The 16,638-nt window shown below is 66.4% G+C and carries 11 protein-coding genes; 1 reads left to right on the top strand and 10 read right to left on the bottom strand.

The features are described 5' to 3' along the window. Positions 1–8: 8 nt before the first annotated feature. The 10 genes from J5474_RS08225 to J5474_RS08180 all read right to left on the bottom strand — a co-directional run bounded on the left by J5474_RS08225 (position 9) and on the right by J5474_RS08180 (position 15,111). Complete coding sequence (locus tag J5474_RS08225; RefSeq protein ID WP_209360324.1) at positions 9–1,898, bottom strand: 4-alpha-glucanotransferase; 1,890 nt, start codon at positions 1,896–1,898, stop codon at positions 9–11. Then, complete coding sequence (gene glgX / locus J5474_RS08220) at positions 1,895–3,985, bottom strand: glycogen debranching protein GlgX (protein WP_209360323.1); 2,091 nt, start codon at positions 3,983–3,985, stop codon at positions 1,895–1,897. The genes J5474_RS08225 and glgX overlap by 4 nt, the downstream gene beginning before the upstream one ends. Beyond that, positions 3,982–5,430, bottom strand: a complete 1,449-nt coding sequence (glgA, locus tag J5474_RS08215) for a glycogen synthase GlgA (RefSeq protein WP_209360322.1) — start codon at positions 5,428–5,430, stop codon at positions 3,982–3,984. The genes glgX and glgA overlap by 4 nt, the downstream gene beginning before the upstream one ends. After that, positions 5,427–5,834: a hypothetical protein gene (locus tag J5474_RS08210; protein WP_209360321.1), complete on the bottom strand. Its 408-nt coding sequence runs from the start codon at positions 5,832–5,834 to the stop codon at positions 5,427–5,429. Before J5474_RS08210 ends, glgA begins: the two co-directional genes overlap by 4 nt. Beyond that, positions 5,824–7,077, bottom strand: a complete 1,254-nt coding sequence (glgC, locus tag J5474_RS08205; protein WP_209360320.1) for a glucose-1-phosphate adenylyltransferase — start codon at positions 7,075–7,077, stop codon at positions 5,824–5,826. Before glgC ends, J5474_RS08210 begins: the two co-directional genes overlap by 11 nt. Positions 7,078–7,112: 35 nt before the next feature. Continuing rightward, on the bottom strand, positions 7,113–9,317 hold the full coding sequence (glgB, locus tag J5474_RS08200) for a 1,4-alpha-glucan branching protein GlgB (protein WP_209360319.1): 2,205 nt from the start codon (positions 9,315–9,317) through the stop codon (positions 7,113–7,115). Continuing rightward, positions 9,314–11,689 (bottom strand): glycogen/starch/alpha-glucan phosphorylase, encoded by a 2,376-nt coding sequence (locus tag J5474_RS08195; RefSeq protein ID WP_209360318.1) that lies wholly within the window; start codon positions 11,687–11,689, stop codon positions 9,314–9,316. The genes glgB and J5474_RS08195 overlap by 4 nt, the downstream gene beginning before the upstream one ends. A 262-nt stretch (positions 11,690–11,951) precedes the next feature. Next, positions 11,952–12,761, bottom strand: coding sequence for an ATP-binding cassette domain-containing protein (locus J5474_RS08190; protein ID WP_209360317.1), 810 nt, complete (start codon positions 12,759–12,761; stop codon positions 11,952–11,954). 103 nt (positions 12,762–12,864) lie between these two features. Continuing rightward, a complete protein-coding gene (locus tag J5474_RS08185) occupies positions 12,865–13,935 on the bottom strand; it encodes an ABC transporter permease (RefSeq protein ID WP_209360316.1) in 1,071 nt (356 codons plus the stop codon). A gap of 144 nt (positions 13,936–14,079) precedes the next feature. Next, the gene (locus J5474_RS08180; protein ID WP_209360315.1) at positions 14,080–15,111 is read right to left on the bottom strand and encodes a sugar ABC transporter substrate-binding protein; all 1,032 of its coding nucleotides are present in this window, start codon (positions 15,109–15,111) and stop codon (positions 14,080–14,082) included. A 264-nt stretch (positions 15,112–15,375) separates the two neighbouring features. On the opposite strand from J5474_RS08180, the gene J5474_RS08175 reads away from it, so the two are divergent. Then, complete coding sequence (locus J5474_RS08175; RefSeq protein ID WP_209360314.1) at positions 15,376–16,605, top strand: ROK family transcriptional regulator; 1,230 nt, start codon at positions 15,376–15,378, stop codon at positions 16,603–16,605. Positions 16,606–16,638 lie beyond the last annotated feature (33 nt).

Raw genomic sequence — 16,638 nt, 5'->3', positions numbered from 1 at the left:
TCTTCAATTCAGGCCTTTGAGGGAAGTGTATCGCGCAGGCCCGTTTCGTCCACCAGCGCCTCGATCGTCATCGGCAGGCGCCGCTGCCAGTTGGGGTGCTCGTGGGTGGTGCCGGGCAGGTTCTGCGCCTCCACCTGCCCGGCGAGATCATCGAGCTGCAGGGCGGTCAGGCGCGAGGGGGCCATCATCAGGCTGGCGTGGATGGCGTTGGTGATTTGCGGCTGGCGGGCATCGGGGGCGAGGTGGCAGAGCCTGCGCAGCCCGTGGCGCTGGTGCGCGCGCTGGTCGTGGCGGCTGCGGGCCTCCGCGCCCGACTGCCAGCCCATCGCCTGCCACCACGCGATGTCCGTGCCGTGCCAGAACCCCGCGATGGTCGGCGTGTCATGCGTGGCAAAGCACGACAGCGCGAAGGGGCGCAGGTCTTCTGGCGGCAGAAGCGTACCGTCGTCGCGGGTCTCGTACTGCCAGACGGCGTAGGACAGCAGCCCGGCGGCGTTCATCGTCTCGCGGAAGCCGGGCGGGACAAGGCCGAGGTCCTCGCCGATCACCACACATTTGGCGCGGCGGGCTTCGATGGCGATGACGGCCAGCAGCGAGTCGAAGGGTTGGGTCACGTAGCCGCCGGGGCTGCCGTCGTCGGGCTGCCAGAAGGTCCGCGTCAGGCCAAGCGCGTGGTCAATGCGGATGATGCCCGCGCGCGCCATCAGGTGGGACAGCATCTGCCGCAGCGGGCGGTACCGCGCGGCGGCCAGACGGCTGGGCGCATGCGCGGCCAGGTTCCAGCTCTGGCCTTCGGGGTTGAGGTGATCGGGCGGCGCCCCGATGGACACGCCCCGCGCGAGGGTGTCGGGGTTCATCCAGGCCTCCGCGCCGCCGGGCCGCGCGCCCACCGCGAGGTCGAGGTACAGCCCGAGGCCCATCGCGTCGCGCGCGGTGCGGGCGGCCTCGTCCAGCTGCGCTTCGGCCTGTGCCTGCGCCCATGCGTGAAAGCGCGCGCGGGGGCCGGCGGCGTGGGTCGCCTTTGGCCCCGGCGTGCGCAGGTCTGCGGGCCAGTTGCGGCAGTCCTCGCCATGGCGTTCCGACAGCGCCTCAAAGGTGGCAAAGGCATCGAGTCCGGGGCGCTGCGGCACCGGCGCCTGCGCATCGAAACCCGCCTCCAGCGCCGCGTGGTGCCGGCGGCGAAAGGCGGGGTAGTCGATCAACGCGTCAGCCGGCGTCGGCCCCATGCCGGGCAGCGCGATGTGGTCGGTGTTGAGAAACCCGCGGTGCGTCGGCGAATAGGGCGACAGCTGGTCGATGGCGGTCCAGCCGATCGCGTGGATCGGATTGACTCCGAGGAACCGCGCGCCGGTACGGGCGAGCGTGCTGGCAGCATCGTGCAGGTCGGCAAAGCTGCCGACGCCGCCGTTGGTCTCCGACCGGAAGCCATAGAGCGCGCCGACCACGCCCCAGGCCTTTGGTTCGCACAGCAGGTCCTCCACCGCCGGGGCGCCCTGTGCCGGGCGGACGATGAGAAAGCTTTCCGCCTGCCAGTCCTCGCCTGTGGCGTGCAGGGTGAAGTAGCCGAAGGGCAGGGCGGGCAGCGCGATGGCGCCCGCCCCTTCGGCGGCGATCTCGCCCTGTTCGTCCGTGACCGTCCAGCGCGCGGGCGGCGCGGCGAGTGTCGCGGGCGCGCCCTCCGTCAGCACCTGTTCGGAGGGCAGGCAGCGGGTGCGGGCCTCGGCCAGCAGCGCCTCCAGCGCCTCGGCGGCCTCTGCTTCTGTCGCGGCGGGCACCTCCATGGCGGCGAGCAGCGCGCGCAACGTCTCCGGGCCGGCCTCCTTGTAGTCCCCGGACAGATCGTGAAATCCGGACTGGATGCCATGCGCCCTTGCGAGCCTTTTCAGCGTGTCGGTCATGCCGCCTCCACCGCCACGAAGGCGGACAGGGAACACCACGGCACGGGGACGGTCGCGGTGTCGATGGGGGTGTCCTGCTGCAACGCCTCGGAGGTGTCGATGGCGCGCAGCCAGCGGCGCGGCGCGATGTCCGGCAAGTGCAGGCTCTGGTCGGCATCCTCGCGGTTGAAGGCCAGCAGAATCGTGTCGGGCGATGCATCGCCCTTGCTGCATTCCGCTGACCCGCGCAGGAGCACGCAGAGCGAGGACAGCCCCGGATCGCGCCAGTTCAGCTCGGACCCGTCAAAGGCGCGCCATTCCACGTCGCGGCATCCGTCCGACCGCTCCGCCCCGTGCAGAAACAGAGATTGGCGCAGCGTCGGATGCGCGTGGCGAAAGGCGGCGACGGCGGCGGTAAAGGCGATCTGGTTGCCGTCGATCGCCTCCCAGTCCAGCCAAGCCGTTTCGTTGTCCTGACAGTAGGCATTGTTGTTGCCGCCCTGCGTGTTGCCGCCCTCGTCGCCCGCCAGGATCATCGGTGTGCCCTGACTCAACAGCACGGTGGCCAGCATGTTGCGGATTCGGCGGCTGCGGGCGGCGCTGATGGCCTTGTCTTCCGTCGGACCTTCGACGCCGAAGTTTTCGGAGTGGTTGTCGTGATGGCCGTCACGGTTATGCTCGCCGTTCGCCTCGTTGTGACGGTGCGTGTAGGCGGTCACGTCCGCAAGGGTAAAGCCGTCGTGTGCGGCGGCGAAGTTCACCGAGGACCAGGCCCGTCGCCCCCGCGTATCAAAGAGATCGGCAGAGCCCAGCAGCGCGCCGCCCAGATCCTGCGCCGCCCGTGCGTCGCCGCGCCAGAAGCGGCGGATGGTGTCGCGGCAGCGGTCGTTCCACTCCGCGAATTCGGGCGGAAACTGACCCAGCCGATAGCCGCCGGGACCGATGTCCCAAGGCTCCGCGATGAGTTTGACATTCGCCAGCACCGGATCCTGCCTCAGCGCGTCCATGAAACCGCCATGCCGGTCGTAACCGTGCGGCTCGCGCGCCAGTGTCGTGGCAAGATCGAAGCGGAACCCGTCCACGCCAAAGGCCTGCACCCAGTAGCGCATGGAATCGAGGATCAGCCGCAGCACGAAGGGATGCGCCACGTTCAGCGTATTGCCGCAGCCGGTGTCGTTGACGTAGTAGCGCGGCTGGCCGTCCAGCAGGCGGTAATAGGACGCGTTGTCCAGCCCGCGAAAGGACAGCGTCGGTCCCAGCTGGTCGCCTTCGGCGGAATGGTTGTAGACCACGTCGAGGATCACCTGAATGCCCGCCGCGTGGAAGCGGTCGACCATGGCGCGGAACCCGCGCGCCCCCGATGGCCCTAGGTAGCGCGGTTCGGGCACGAAGAAGCCGATGGTGTTGTAGCCCCAGTAATTCGTCAGGCCGCGGTCGATCAGCCCGCCTTCGGACTGGTAGGCCTGCACCGGCAGCAGTTCCACCGCCGTCACGCCAAGCGTCGTGAGGTGTTCGAGCATCGCGTCGGAGGCCATGCCGTCATAAGTGCCGCGTTTCTCGGGCGCGATGCCGGGATGGGTGATCGTGGTGCCCCTGACGTGCGCCTCGTAGATCAGCGCAGCCTCCCAGTCGCGGTCCAGCGGCTTGGCGTCCAGCGGCAGCGTGTCGGGGTGGGAGACCACCGATTTCGGCACGAAGGGCGCGGAATCGCGTTCGTCATAGGAATGATCGTCCGTTCCCCAGACGTAGCCAAAGCAGGCCGGGTCGTGCTGGAACCTGCCGTGGAAATCCCGCGTATACGGATCGAGTAGCAGCTTGTTCGGGTTGAAGCGGTGGCCCCGGTCGGGCGCATAGGCGCCGTCGACGCGGTAGCCATAAAGCTGCCCCGGTGCCAGACCGGGGATGAAGCCGTGCCAGATCGCGCCGGAGCGTTCCGGCAGGTCGATGCGGTGCGTCTCCACACCCGCCGCATCGAAAAGGCAGAGCGTCACCTTGTGCGCATGGTCGGAAAACAGCGCGAAGTTCGTGCCCTCGCCGTCCCAATGCGCGCCAAGTCGGTTGCCGCGCCCGGAGCGCGGGTCTCCGAATGTCCTGTTGGCGGCTGTCATCCCAGGAGGCTTTCATAGAGGCTGACATAGGCCGCGCCGGAATCCTGCCAGCCGACGGGCTGGCGCATCGCGGCCTTCATCATGGCCTGCCACTGTGTCGGGGTGTCATAGGCGGCAAACACCCTGTCCAGCACGGCGGCGATGCCCTCGGCCGTGACCACGTCAAAGACAAAGCCGGTGGCGCATTTCGCGGCGATGGCGGCGGCATTGGCGTCGATCACCGTATCCGCCAGCCCGCCAGTGCGCGCCACCACCGGCAGCGTTCCGTAGTGCAGCCCGTATAGCTGGGTCAGTCCGCAGGGTTCGAACCGCGAGGGGATCAGGATGGCATCGGCGCCGCCCTGCATCAGGTGGCTGAAACCCTCGTCGTAGCCGATATGCGTGCCGACGCGGCCGGGGTTTTCCTGCGCCGCGCGACGAAAGTCTTCCTCCAGCGCCGGTTCGCCGGTGCCCAGCACGGCCAGTTGCCCGCCCTGCTGAACGAGGTGGGGGATCGCCTCCGCCAGCGCATCCAGACCCTTCTGCTCGGTCAGCCTCGAGATGACGCAGAACAGCGGTCCTTCATGCGCCGGATCGAGGTTGAGCCGCTCGCACAGCGCGGCTCGCGACAGGGCCTTGCGCTTCAGTGTCCGGGCGTCATAGGGCACGGGCAGGGCGGTATCGGTAGCGGGGTTCCAGACGTCCGTATCGATGCCGTTCAGGATGCCGGTCAGCGTATCGGTGCGCGCCTGTAGAACGCCCTCCAGCCCCATGCCAAATTGCGGCGTCAGGATCTCGCGCGCGTAGGTCGGCGACACCGTGGTGACGTGGTCGGCATGGACCAGCCCGGCCTTGAGAAAACTGAGATCGCCCCAGAACTCCAGCCCGCCCGAGTGGAACCAATCGCTGCGCAGGCCCAGTTCGGCCACCGTATGCGGCCCGTAGCGGCCCTGAAAGGCGATGTTGTGGATGGTCACCACGGTCTTTGGCGTCTCGCGCCCGGTCTGTTTGAGGTAGACGGGCGCAAGCGCGGCCTGCCAGTCGTGGGCGTGCAGGATGTCGGGTTTCCAGCCATCCAGCCCGTCAAAGCAGATCCGCGCCGCCGCCTGCGCGAGGCTGGCAAAGCGGCGGTGATTGTCCGGCCAATCCTGCCCGTCCGGCCCGTTGTAGGGCTTGCCCGCGCGGTCGAACAGCTGCGGCGCGTCGAGCAGCAGCAGCGTGATGCCCCCCATGTCTTCGGGCGCCTTCACCTGCACCAGCCGGCCCGACCCGCCGGGCAGGTCACCGAAATTGGCCACCTCCTTGCCCTGCGGCAGCAGAGGAAACAGCGCCGGGTAACAGGGCAGCATGACGCGGGCATCGACGCCCAACGGCTTCAGCGCGGCGGGCAGGGCGCCCACCACGTCGGCAAGGCCGCCGGTCTTGACGAAGGGCGCGCATTCGGAGGCAACCATAAGCACGTTCATAGGGGCAGATCCTCGATCGGGCGGGCGAAGGGAGTGAAGGAGGTGACATCGGAATGGTAGCCCGGCGTCGCCCCGGGCTTCAGGACGGCGCGCGCCTCGCCCCAGCGGATCGTCCAGCGGTCGCGGTCGTGGAGAACATCGAGGTCCTCCAGAACGCGGGGCGCGCGGGTGGTGGGGATCAGGAATTCGGCGGGCATTCCGGGCAGGGCATCCATGTCGGCGGGGTCGGGTTGCGGGCCGGGCAGGTTGAAAAGCCAGACGGAGGACACCATGTCCCCCGCCTGATAGAGATAGGCAAAACCCACGTGCGGGTCGGTGTCGAGGACGACCTCCGACTGCCCGTCCTCCCACAACACCCAGCCGCCGGGTTCGAACGGCGTTTCAGAGGCCGTTTCAGAGGGCATCGATCATCTTCTGCGTGATGAGGCAGATGCCCTGCTCTGTCCGGCGGAACCGTTTCGCGTCGAGGGCGGGATCTTCGCCGACGATCAGCCCCGGCGGGATCGTCACGCCGCGGTCGAGGATGGCGTTCTTGATCCAGGTCCGGCGGCCGACCTCGCAGCCGGGCAGGGCGACGACGCCTTCGAGCTGGGAATAGGAGTGCGTCTTGACCCCGGTGAACAGCAGGCAGCGGTACAGCGACGACCCGGAAATGATGCAGCCACCGGCGACCATCGACGACACGGCCTGTCCACGGCGGCCTTCCTCGTTGTGAATGAACTTTGCCGGGGCGACGAGTTCCGAATAGGTCCAGATCGGCCAGTCCGTGGCGTAGATGTCCAGCTCCGGCTTGAAATCGGTCAGGTCGATATTCGCCTGCCAATAGGCGTCCAGTGTGCCGACGTCGCGCCAGTAGGGTTCGGATTCCAGTCCCGACATGACGCAGGAGCGCGAAAACGGATGCGCATAGGCTCCGCCCTCGGCGACGATCCTGGGGATGATGTCCTTGCCGAAATCGTGTTCCGAGTTGTCGTCGGGCCGGTCGCTTTCGAGGATGTCGTAAAGGTATTCCGCTTCGAAAACGTAGATCCCCATCGAAGCCAGCGATTTCTCGTCGTTGCCGGGCATGGTCGGCGGATCGGCGGGTTTCTCGACAAAACTCAGGATCTTGTCGGACTCGTCCACGCCCATGACGCCAAAGGCCCGCGCCTCCGCCTTGGGCACCTCGATGCAGCCGACCGTGACCTTGGCTCCGGTGCGGACGTGCTGCTCGATCATGTAGGAATAATCCTGTTTGTAGATATGATCGCCCGCGAGGATCAGGATGTACTTTGGCCCGTATCCCCGGATGATGGAGATATTCTGTGTGACCGCGTCCGCCGTGCCCTTGTACCAGTTGGTTTCGTCCAGCATCTGGCTGGCGGGCAGGATATCCAGCCCCTCGTTGCGCTCCGCCCGGAAGAAGGACCATCCGCGTTGCAGGTGGCGGATCAGGCTGTGCGCCTTGTACTGCGTCGCCACGCCGATGCGCCGGATGCCGGAGTTCACCGCGTTCGACAGCGCAAAGTCGATGATGCGGGTCTTGCCGCCGAAGTAGACCGCCGGTTTCGCCCGGACGTCGGTCATTTCCTTCAGGCGCGACCCGCGCCCCCCGGCCAGCACATAGGCCATGGTCTGCTGCGCAAGCGCGAAACGGTCGTTTGTCATATCTCCCCTCCCCTTTGGGTTCCTCCCCCCTGCCGTCAGCTCCCGATTGACGGGCCGGAGTATGTAAAGACCACGCAGGCCAGCGGTGGCACGGTGATCTCGATGGACTGGTCCAGCCCGTGGGCCGGGATCTTTTCGGCGATCCGGCCGCCGTAGTTACCCTGCCCCGACCCGCCATAGACGGGGGCGTCGGTGTTCAGGCGTTCGTTCCAGTGCCCGGCGCGCGGCACGCCGATCCTGTAGCCGTGACGTGTCACAGGTGTGAAATTCGCAACCACCACCACGGGTTCCCCCTCCGCCGACAAACGCTGCCAGACAAAGATGGAGTCGTTGGCGTTGCCCCCGTCGATCCAGGCGAATCCCTCGGATTTGCTGTCGCGTTCGTAGAGCGCGGGCGTTTCGCGGTAGAGTTCGTTGAGGTGCCGCACGAGGGTCTGCACGCCCGCGTGGGACGCGTCCCCCAGCAGGTGCCAGTCGAGGCTCCGTTCGTGGTTCCACTCCGCCCGTTGTGCGATTTCGCAGCCCATGAAAAGCAGCTTCTTGCCCGGATGCATCCACATGAAACCGAGGTAGGCGCGCAGGTTCGCGAACTTCTGCCAGTCGTCGCCGGGCATCTTGTTCAGCAGGCTGCCCTTGCCGTGAACGACCTCGTCATGGCTGATCGGCAGGATGAAATTCTCCGTGAACGCGTAGTGCAGCCCGAAGGTCATCTTGTCGTGGTGGTACTTCCGGTTGATCGGGTCCTCCGCCATGTAGCGCAGGGTGTCGTTCATCCAGCCCATGTTCCACTTGTAGCCAAAGCCAAGGCCCCCCGCGTGCACCGGCGCGGAGACGCCCGGAAAGGAGGTCGATTCCTCCGCCACGGTCATGATGTCGGGATGCGCAGCGTAAACCTGTTCGTTCATCGCGCGCAGGAAGGCAATGGCCTCAAGGTTCTCGCGCCCGCCGTGGACGTTCGGCACCCACTCGCCGTCCTTGCGGGAATAGTCGCGGTAAAGCATCGAGGCCACCGCATCCACGCGCAGCCCGTCGAGCCGGTATTCCTCCAGCCAGAACTTCGCGTTGGCGATGAGAAAGTTCATCACCTCCGCACGGCCGTAGTTGTAGACCAGCGTGTTCCAGTCGGGGTGGTAGCCTTCCTTCGGGTCGGCGTGTTCATAAAGCGCGGTGCCGTCGAACTGCCCCAATCCGTGCGTGTCGGAGGGGAAATGCCCCGGCACCCAGTCGATCAGGACGCCCAGACCCGCGCGATGCGCGCTGTCGATCAGGTGGCGGAAATCGTCCGGCGTGCCGAAACGCGATGTCGGCGCATATAACCCGATGGGCTGATAGCCCCAGCTGCCGCCAAACGGGTACTCCGAAATCGGCGTCAGCTCTATATGGGTGAACCCCATGTCGGTGGCATAGGGCACGAGCTGGTCCGCCATCTCGCGGTAGGTCAGCGGCCGGTCGCCTTCCTCCGGCACGCGGCGCCAGCTTTCGAGGTGGACCTCGTAGATCGAAATCGGCGCGTCGATGCGATGCGCCTTTGCGCGCGCCTCGATCCAGCCGGATTCGTGCCATGTGTATTGCGTCAGGTCGCGCACCACCGAAGCCGTGCGCGGCGGCGGTTCCGCTCCAAATCCCACCGGGTCGGCCTTCAGCGGCATCACCGTGCCGTCACTGGCCAGGACCTCGTATTTGTAGGCCGTGCCGTCGGGCACTTGCGGCAGGAAAATCTCATGTACGCCGGTGGCGCCCCGGCGGCGCATGACGTGACGCCGTCCGTCCCAGCCGTTGAAATCCCCCACGACGGACACCCGCCGCGCGTTCGGTGCCCAGACGGCGAAATGCGTCCCCGGCACGCCGCCGTGTTCCATCACATGCGCCCCGAGCGCCCGCCACAGGGTGCCGTGCGTGCCTTCGCCCAGCAGATGTTCGTCGATCTCCCCCAGCACCGGGCCGAAACCGTAGGGGTCCTCCTCGATCCAGGCGTGCTCGTCCTCCGTCATGCGCAGCTGGTAGGAGAACCAGTTCCTGCGCCGCGGGATGGTCCCGGCGAAAACCGGCCCCTCCACCCGGTCAAGCGCGGCGACCCGGCGGCCGGTGCGGCGGTCGATCACCTCCACCGTGGTCACGCCGGGGCGCAGGACGCGCGCCACCAGTTGCCCGCCCACCGGGTGCAGGCCCAGGACGGAAAAGGGGTCTTCGTGCTGGCCCGACAGGATGCGGGACAGGTCGTCGGTCTCGATCAGGGTCATTCGGCGGCCTCCGCGACGCCGGGGTGCGACGACACCTGCCAGATATCCTCGGCGTAGCCCCGGATCGTCCGGTCGGACGAAAAGAAGCCCATCGACGCTGTGTTGGTCAGCGCCATGGCCGCCCAGTTGCGCGGATGCTTGAACGCCTCGTCGGCGCGGCGCTGAGTGTCGAAATAGGTGTCGAAGTCGCATGTCACGAGGAAATAGTCGTGGTCATAGAGCATTCCGATAAGCCCGTGATAGCGGCCGGGATCCTGCGGGCAGAACCGGCCTTCGAAGATCAGGCGCAGCACCTCCTGCAGGCGCGGGCTGGCACCGATGGCCGCGCGGGCATATCCAGGCGTCTTGCGGCGTTCCACCACCTGCTCGGCGGTCAGCCCGAAGAGAAAGAAGTTCTCGTAACCCACGTGTTCGCGTATCTCCACATTGGCACCGTCCAGCGTGCCGATGGTCAGTGCTCCGTTCAACGCGAATTTCATGTTGCCGGTTCCCGACGCTTCCTTGCCGGCGGTGGAAATCTGTTCCGACAGGTCGGCGGCGGGGATCAGAACCTCGGCCATGGTGACATTGTAGTTCGGCGGGTAGACCACCTTCAGCAGGTCCTTTGTCGCCGGGTCGGCGTTGATGACCTCGGCCACGTCGTTGATCAGGCGGATGATCTCCTTCGCGGTGTGGTAGCCCGGTGCCGCCTTGCCGCCAAAGATCTTCACGCGCGGCGTCCAGTCGAGGTTCGGATGCGCGCGCATGTCCATCCACAGCGCGATGGTTTCCAGCACGTTCATCAGCTGGCGCTTGTATTCGTGGATGCGTTTGATCTGCACGTCGAACATGGCATCGGGGTCGAGGGCGATACCCATATGCGCGTTAACCCAGTTCGACAGGCGCTCCTTGTTGACGCGCTTGGCGCCCATGAAGGCCTCCTTGAAGGCCGGATCGCCGGATTTCGCCCGCAGCCGCGACAGCTGGTCGAGGTCGGTGATCCAGCCATCGCCGATGGTGTCGGTGATCAGTCGGCTCAGCGCCGGGTTGCAGGTGTGCAGCCAGCGGCGCTGGGTGATGCCGTTGGTTTCATTGACGATCCTCGTCGGGTGGATGCGGTGCAGGTCGGCAAAGACAGTCTTTTTCACCAGTTCGGTGTGCAGCGCCGAAACCCCGTTCACCTTGTGCGCCATGATAAAGGCCAGTTCGCCCATGCAGACGTTGCCACTGTCGAGGATCTTCGGGCTGTCCGGGAAACGGCGCTGATGCTCCGCCTCGATCTCGCGCACGATTTCCAGATGGCGTGGCAGGACACGGCCGAACAGCCACTCCGGCCAGCGTTCCAGCGCTTCGGGCAGCAAGGTGTGGTTGGTATAGCCAAGACAGCGGCGGGCGAGGGTCACGGCCTCCGCCATCGCCATGCCGTGATCGTCGACCAGCAGTCGGATCAGTTCCGGCCCGGCGATGGCAGGGTGGGTGTCGTTCAGCTGGATCGCGGCGTGGTCGGCCAGATCGCGAATGTCGGCGTTGTTCGTCAGGAAACGGCGGATCAGGTCCTGGATGGAGGCGGCGGTAAAGAAGTATTCCTGCTTCAGTCGCAGTTCCTTGCCGGTCTCGGTGGTGTCGTCGGGATAGAGCACGCGGCAGATGGTGCGGGCCAGCGATTCCGACCGGGAGGCCGCGAGATAATCGCCGCGGTTGAACGACGCCAGGTCGAAGACCTTGACCGGCAGCGCCGCCCAAAGCCGCAGCGTATTGCCCCAGCGCCCCTTCCAGCCGATCACCGGCGTGTCGAAGGCCGTCGCGATGACCGTCTCGCCGGGGTGCCAGTGGGCGCGGCCGTCGTGGTGTTCGACGTGCCCGCCAAAGCGGATCATGTACTGCACCTCGGGGCGTTCGAATTCCCAGATGTGATCCTGTTGCAGCCATGTCTCCGGCCGCTCCACCTGCTGGCCCTCGACGAAATCCTGCTCGAACAGGCCGTGTTCGTAGCGGATGCCATAGCCCATGGCGGGAATGGCCAGCGTGGCGAGGCTGTCCATGAAACAGGCCGCCAGCCGCCCCAGCCCGCCGTTGCCAAGCGCCGCGTCCGGTTCGTCCTTCACGATGACGTCGTAATCCTGATCCAGCTCCGCCAGCGCGGCGCGCGCCTCCTCGACCAGCCCGAGGTTGGAGGCCATGTCCTCCACCAGCCGACCGATCAGGAATTCCATCGACAGGTAGTAGACCCGTTTCGAGTTGTCGGTATAGGCCGCCTGCGTGGAGGGGATCCAGTGATCCACCATGCGGTCACGCAACGCCCGGCTGAGCGCCATGCGCCAGTCGTAGACAGAGGAATGCGCGGCGTCCTTGCCTAGCCCGTAGCGAAGGTGGCGCAGGATATCATCTTTCATGGAAGGGTCCTTCGGCGTGGGTGGTCGTCGCTTCATTCAACACTAGCGTATCGGTCGGGCAAGTCAGCCCTTTCACACGATACCGCTAACATCCGTGTAATGGCGTGGTTTCCGCGCCGTCTCTGCCGCATTTGCGGGCGAATGCGCGCGGGCGGGGGGCGGGGTGGCCCTGCACGCGGAACGCCCCGCAAGACGGCGGGCGTGACCGGGGCGGGAGGGCGCGGACCGGGGACCGCGCGAAGGCCCGCCGCCCCGGGTCATCTCAGGCGGCTTTCGGCGCCAGCTGCTGTTCGGCGACAGGCGGCGGCTCCAGCGCTCCGGTCATGATGGCCACCGCGTCCGACATGGAGATCTTTGCCGGGTCCACCACCGCGTGACGCTTGCCCAGACGGTGAATATGCACTCGGTCCGCGACTTCAAAGACATGCGGCATGTTGTGGCTGATCAGGATGATCGGGATGCCCTTCGCCCTCACGTCCTGGATCAGTTCCAGCACGCGGCGGCTTTCCTTCACGCCCAGCGCAGCGGTGGGTTCGTCCATGATGATGAACTTGCGGGCAAAGGCCGCCGCGCGCGCCACCGCGACGCCCTGCCTCTGGCCGCCGGACAGCGTCTCCACCGCCTGGTTGATGCTCTGCACGGTCATCAGCCCCAGCTCGGTCAGCTTCTCGCGGGCGAATTCCTCCATCCGCTTCTTGTCGAGCTGGCGCAGGAGAGAGCCCCGGATGCCGGGTTTGCGCAGCTCACGCCCGGCGAACATGTTGTCCGCGATGGACAGCGCGGGCGACAGGGCAAGCTGCTGGTAGACGATCTCGATCCCCATCTCGCGGGCGTCCAGCGGCGAGGTGAAATGCACCGGCTTTCCCTCGATCTTGATGGTGCCGCCTTCGGGGATGACGGCACCGCAGATCGCCTTCACGATCGACGACTTGCCTGCGCCGTTATCCCCGATCACGGCGAGAACCTCGCCGGGGAAAAGGTCGAAATCCGCGTGGTCGATGGCGGTGACGTGGCCGTATCGCTTGACGATGTTGCGGCCCTCGACAACGGGTTGAACGGTCTGACGGGTCATGCCGATTCCTTCCTGATCCAATGCGGCCTTGCCGCGCGACGTCGGAGGCCGGGCGTGCCCCCGGCAGGCGGCTGTGCCGCCGGGAGGGTTGCGGAAGCGTGTGTCATGCCGACGCCTTCCTGATCCACTGGTCCACCGCCACGGCGCCGATGATGAGCACGCCGATCAGCAGGTAGGTCCATTGCGCATCCGCCCCGAGCAGGCGCAACCCGAGGGTGAAGACCCCCACGATCAGCGCCCCGAAAAGCGATCCCATCACCGCGCCGCGCCCGCCAAAAAGCGATATGCCCCCGATGACCACGGCGGTGATGCTCTCGATATTGGCAAGCTGCCCGGAGGTCGGCGAAACCGACCCGATCCGCCCGATCAGCGCCCAGCCGGCAAAGGCGCAGATCAGCCCCGACGCCATGTAGACCGAGATCAGCACCGTGTTGGTGCGGATGCCAGACAGTTCCGCCGAATCCTTGTCGTCGCCCACCGCGTAGACGTGCCGGCCCCAGGCGGTCTGGCTCAGCATGTAGGCGAGAAAGACAAAGAGCAGCAGCATGAAGACCGCACCGTAGGTCAGCCGTGCGGACCCCAGTTGGATCACGTTGCCAAAGAACTGCAGAATGGGGGCGTTTGCCTCGATATCCTGACTGCGGATCGTTTCGTTCGCGGAGTAGAGAAAGTTGGTCGCCAGCACGATCTGCCACATGCCGAGGGTCACGATGAAGGGCGGAAGCTTTACCTTGGCCACCAGCCACCCGTTGATAAAGCCCATCAGCGTGCCGCAAGCCAGCCCGGCGACGACGGAAAGCGGCGCGGGGATGCCATAGCGAAAGGTGAACTGCCCCATGACGACCGATGACAGCACCATGATCGCGCCCACTGACAGGTCGATGCCCGCCGTGAGGATCACCAGCGACTGCGCGGCGGCGACGATGCCCACGATCTGCACCTGTTGCAGGATCAGTGTCAGCGCGAAGGGGGAAAAGAACTTCGAACCCAGGAGCGCACCGAAGACGGCGATGGAGAGCACCAGAACGATAAGGGGCACCAGGGCGGGCGAGGAGTGCAGCGTGCTCTGGATCCGGGGGGCCAGACCCTGGCGTTTCTCGAACTCGGCGACCTTGGCGGTGGCGTGAGACAAGGACGACTCGTAGTCCTGCCCTCTCGAGGCAGTCTCGGACATGGTTTTCCTCCCGGTGATGCGATGCGTCTTGCCGCGCGGTTGCCCTCAGCCTGCGGCGGCGGGGCGGTTCGCGTCAATGGTCTCGGTCTGGTCTGGAGAGGGAAGGGGCGCACAGCCCCTTCCCGATGTCTTGCTACCGGCGCGTCAGCCCCAGCAGCGGTCGGTGCCTTCCTGAACGGAAATCGACTCCACGCCCTCGGCGGGCTGGTCGGTGACAAGCGCAACTCCGGTGTCAAAGAACGCCTTGCCCTCGGTCGGCTGCGGCTTCGTGCCGTCCTTGGCCCAGGCGGCAATCGCCTCGATGCCCTTCGAGGCCATCAGCAGCGGGTATTGCTGCGAGGTCGCGCCGATCACGCCGTCGGCGATGTTCTGCACGCCGGGGCAGCCGCCATCGACGGAAACGATCAGCACGTCGCCCTCGCGGCCGATGGCCTTCAGCGCCTCGTAGGCCCCGGCGGCGGCGGGTTCGTTGATGGTGTAGACCACGTCGATCATCGGGTCCTTGGCCAGCAGGTTCTCCATCGCGCGGCGGCCACCTTCCTCGTTGCCTGCGGTGACGTCGTTGCCGACAATGCGCGCGTCATCCTCGTCGCCCCACTTGTTCGGGTCCTTCACGTCGATGCCGAAGCCCGTCAGAAAGCCCTGGTCGCGCAGCACGCCCACGGTGGGCTGCGACACGGCGAGGTCCAGCATGGCGATCTTGGCGTCCGCCGCCTTGTCGCCCAGCTTTGCCGCCGCCCATTTGCCGATCAGTTCGCCCGCAAGGAAGTTGTCGGTGGCAAAGGTCGCATCGGCCGCGTCAATCGGGTCGAGCGGCGTGTCCAGCGCGATCACGACGATGCCCGCGTCCCGCGCCTGCTGCACCGCCGGCACGATGGACGAGGTGTCCGAGGCCGTCAGCAGGATGCCCTTTGCACCGTCCGCAATGCAGGTTTCGATGGCCTGAACCTGGGTTTCGTGGTCGCCGTCGACCTTGCCGGCAAAGGACTTCAGCTCGATGCCCAGCTCTTCGGCCTTGGCGGTGGCGCCTTCCTTCATCTTCACGAAGAATGGGTTCGTATCGGTCTTGGTAATCAGGCAGGCGGTGATCTTTTCGCCGTGGCTTTCCGCCATGGCGGCGGTCGACAGCGCGGCGGTGGCCACCGCGATGGCCGTGCCCGTCAGGAATTTCTTCATTGTATCCTCCCAATCGATGCGGGGCCGCCGTCTGCGCGGTCGGCCCTGGGGCCCTCCTCGGCCCAAGTGCCTTCAGGGAAACATGATTCGCAGAACGTCGTCAATGATAAATAAATCACGCGGATTTATTATTGACAGGCTGGCATCGCGCCACCGATGCTGTATGCGATCGGGCGTGCGCCGCCGGATGGCTTACGCAAGGGCAGGTCTATCCGGTCCGAGCGGCCACGACGGGGGTGCCGCCCACAAGGGGAGGATAGGACGATGGCTCGCCGGGACAACGATACTGATACGGCAGAGGATGGCGGCGTGGCCCGCGTCGAGGGCGCGCGCGGCACCAACCAGTCCGGCGTGCGGGCGCATAACGAACGGCTCGTCATGACGCTGGTGCGTCAGATGGGACCGCTCGCCAAGGCCGAGATCGCGCGCCTCACCGGCCTTTCGGCGCAGACGGTGTCGGTCATCATGCGGGGCCTTGAGGCCGACGGGCTGCTGAAGAAGGGCGCTCCGGTGCGCGGCAAGGTGGGGCAGCCCTCCGTGCCAATGAGCATCGCGCGCGACGGGGCCTTCTTCCTCGGGCTGAAGGTGGGGCGCCGCAGTCTCGATCTGATCCTGACCGACTTCCATGGCAATGTTAAGGGGCGGCGCCATATGGTGCACCGCTACCCCAACCCCGACGGCGTGGTGGATTTCGCCAATCGCTCCATCGCGGAGCTGATCGCCTCCCTTCCAAAGACCCAGCGCGCCCGCGTGGCGGGGCTGGGCATCGCCATTCCCTTCCGGCTGCACGACTGGGCCGGGCCGCTCGGCGTCGCGCCCGAGGACATGGCGGCCTGGAAGGGCCGCGACATCGCCCCCGAGATCGCGGAGGGCTGGGACTTCCCGGTCTACCTGCGCAACGACGCCTCCGCCGCCTGCGGGGCGGAACTCGTCTTTGGCGACCAGAACAGGCCGCGCGATTTCCTCTATTTCTTCATCGGCTTCTTCGTCGGTGGCGGCATGGTGCTGGACAACACGCTGTACACCGGGCGCACCGGCAATGCTGCCGCGCTGGGCTCTCTGCCGATCCTCGCCGATGGCCGGGTGCGGCAACTGGTCGACGTCGCCTCCCTCATCTCGCTGGAACAACTGGCCGCCGCGCAGGGCGGTGCCACGGAGATGATCTGGGACGACCCGTCCAGCTGGCAGATCGACCCCGACGTGCTGGAACCCTGGTTGCAACGGGCGGTGGCAGGGCTGGCCCAGGCCATCCTCTCCGCCGCCTGCATCGTCGATTTCGATACGGTCATGATCGACGGCTGGCTCCCGCCAGAGGTGCGGGCGGAGATCGTCGCGCGGGTGCAACGCCAGCTGCAGGAGGACGGCCTTCCCGGCATCGAGGTGCCGCAGGTCCGCGCCGGCACCATCGGACCGGACGCCCGCGCGCTGGGCGCCGCCAGCCTGCCGCTGTCGGATCGCTTTCTCGTGGACCGTACCGCCTTCCTGAAAGGCTGACCCGGCCAAAATCCCGGCCAAAAGCCCGACCGA

The organism is Sagittula salina, from assembly GCF_017813235.1.
Taxonomy (GTDB): domain Bacteria; phylum Pseudomonadota; class Alphaproteobacteria; order Rhodobacterales; family Rhodobacteraceae; genus Sagittula; species Sagittula salina.
Note: the sequence above shows the minus strand (reverse complement) of the source record. Positions and strands in the feature narration are given on the sequence as shown.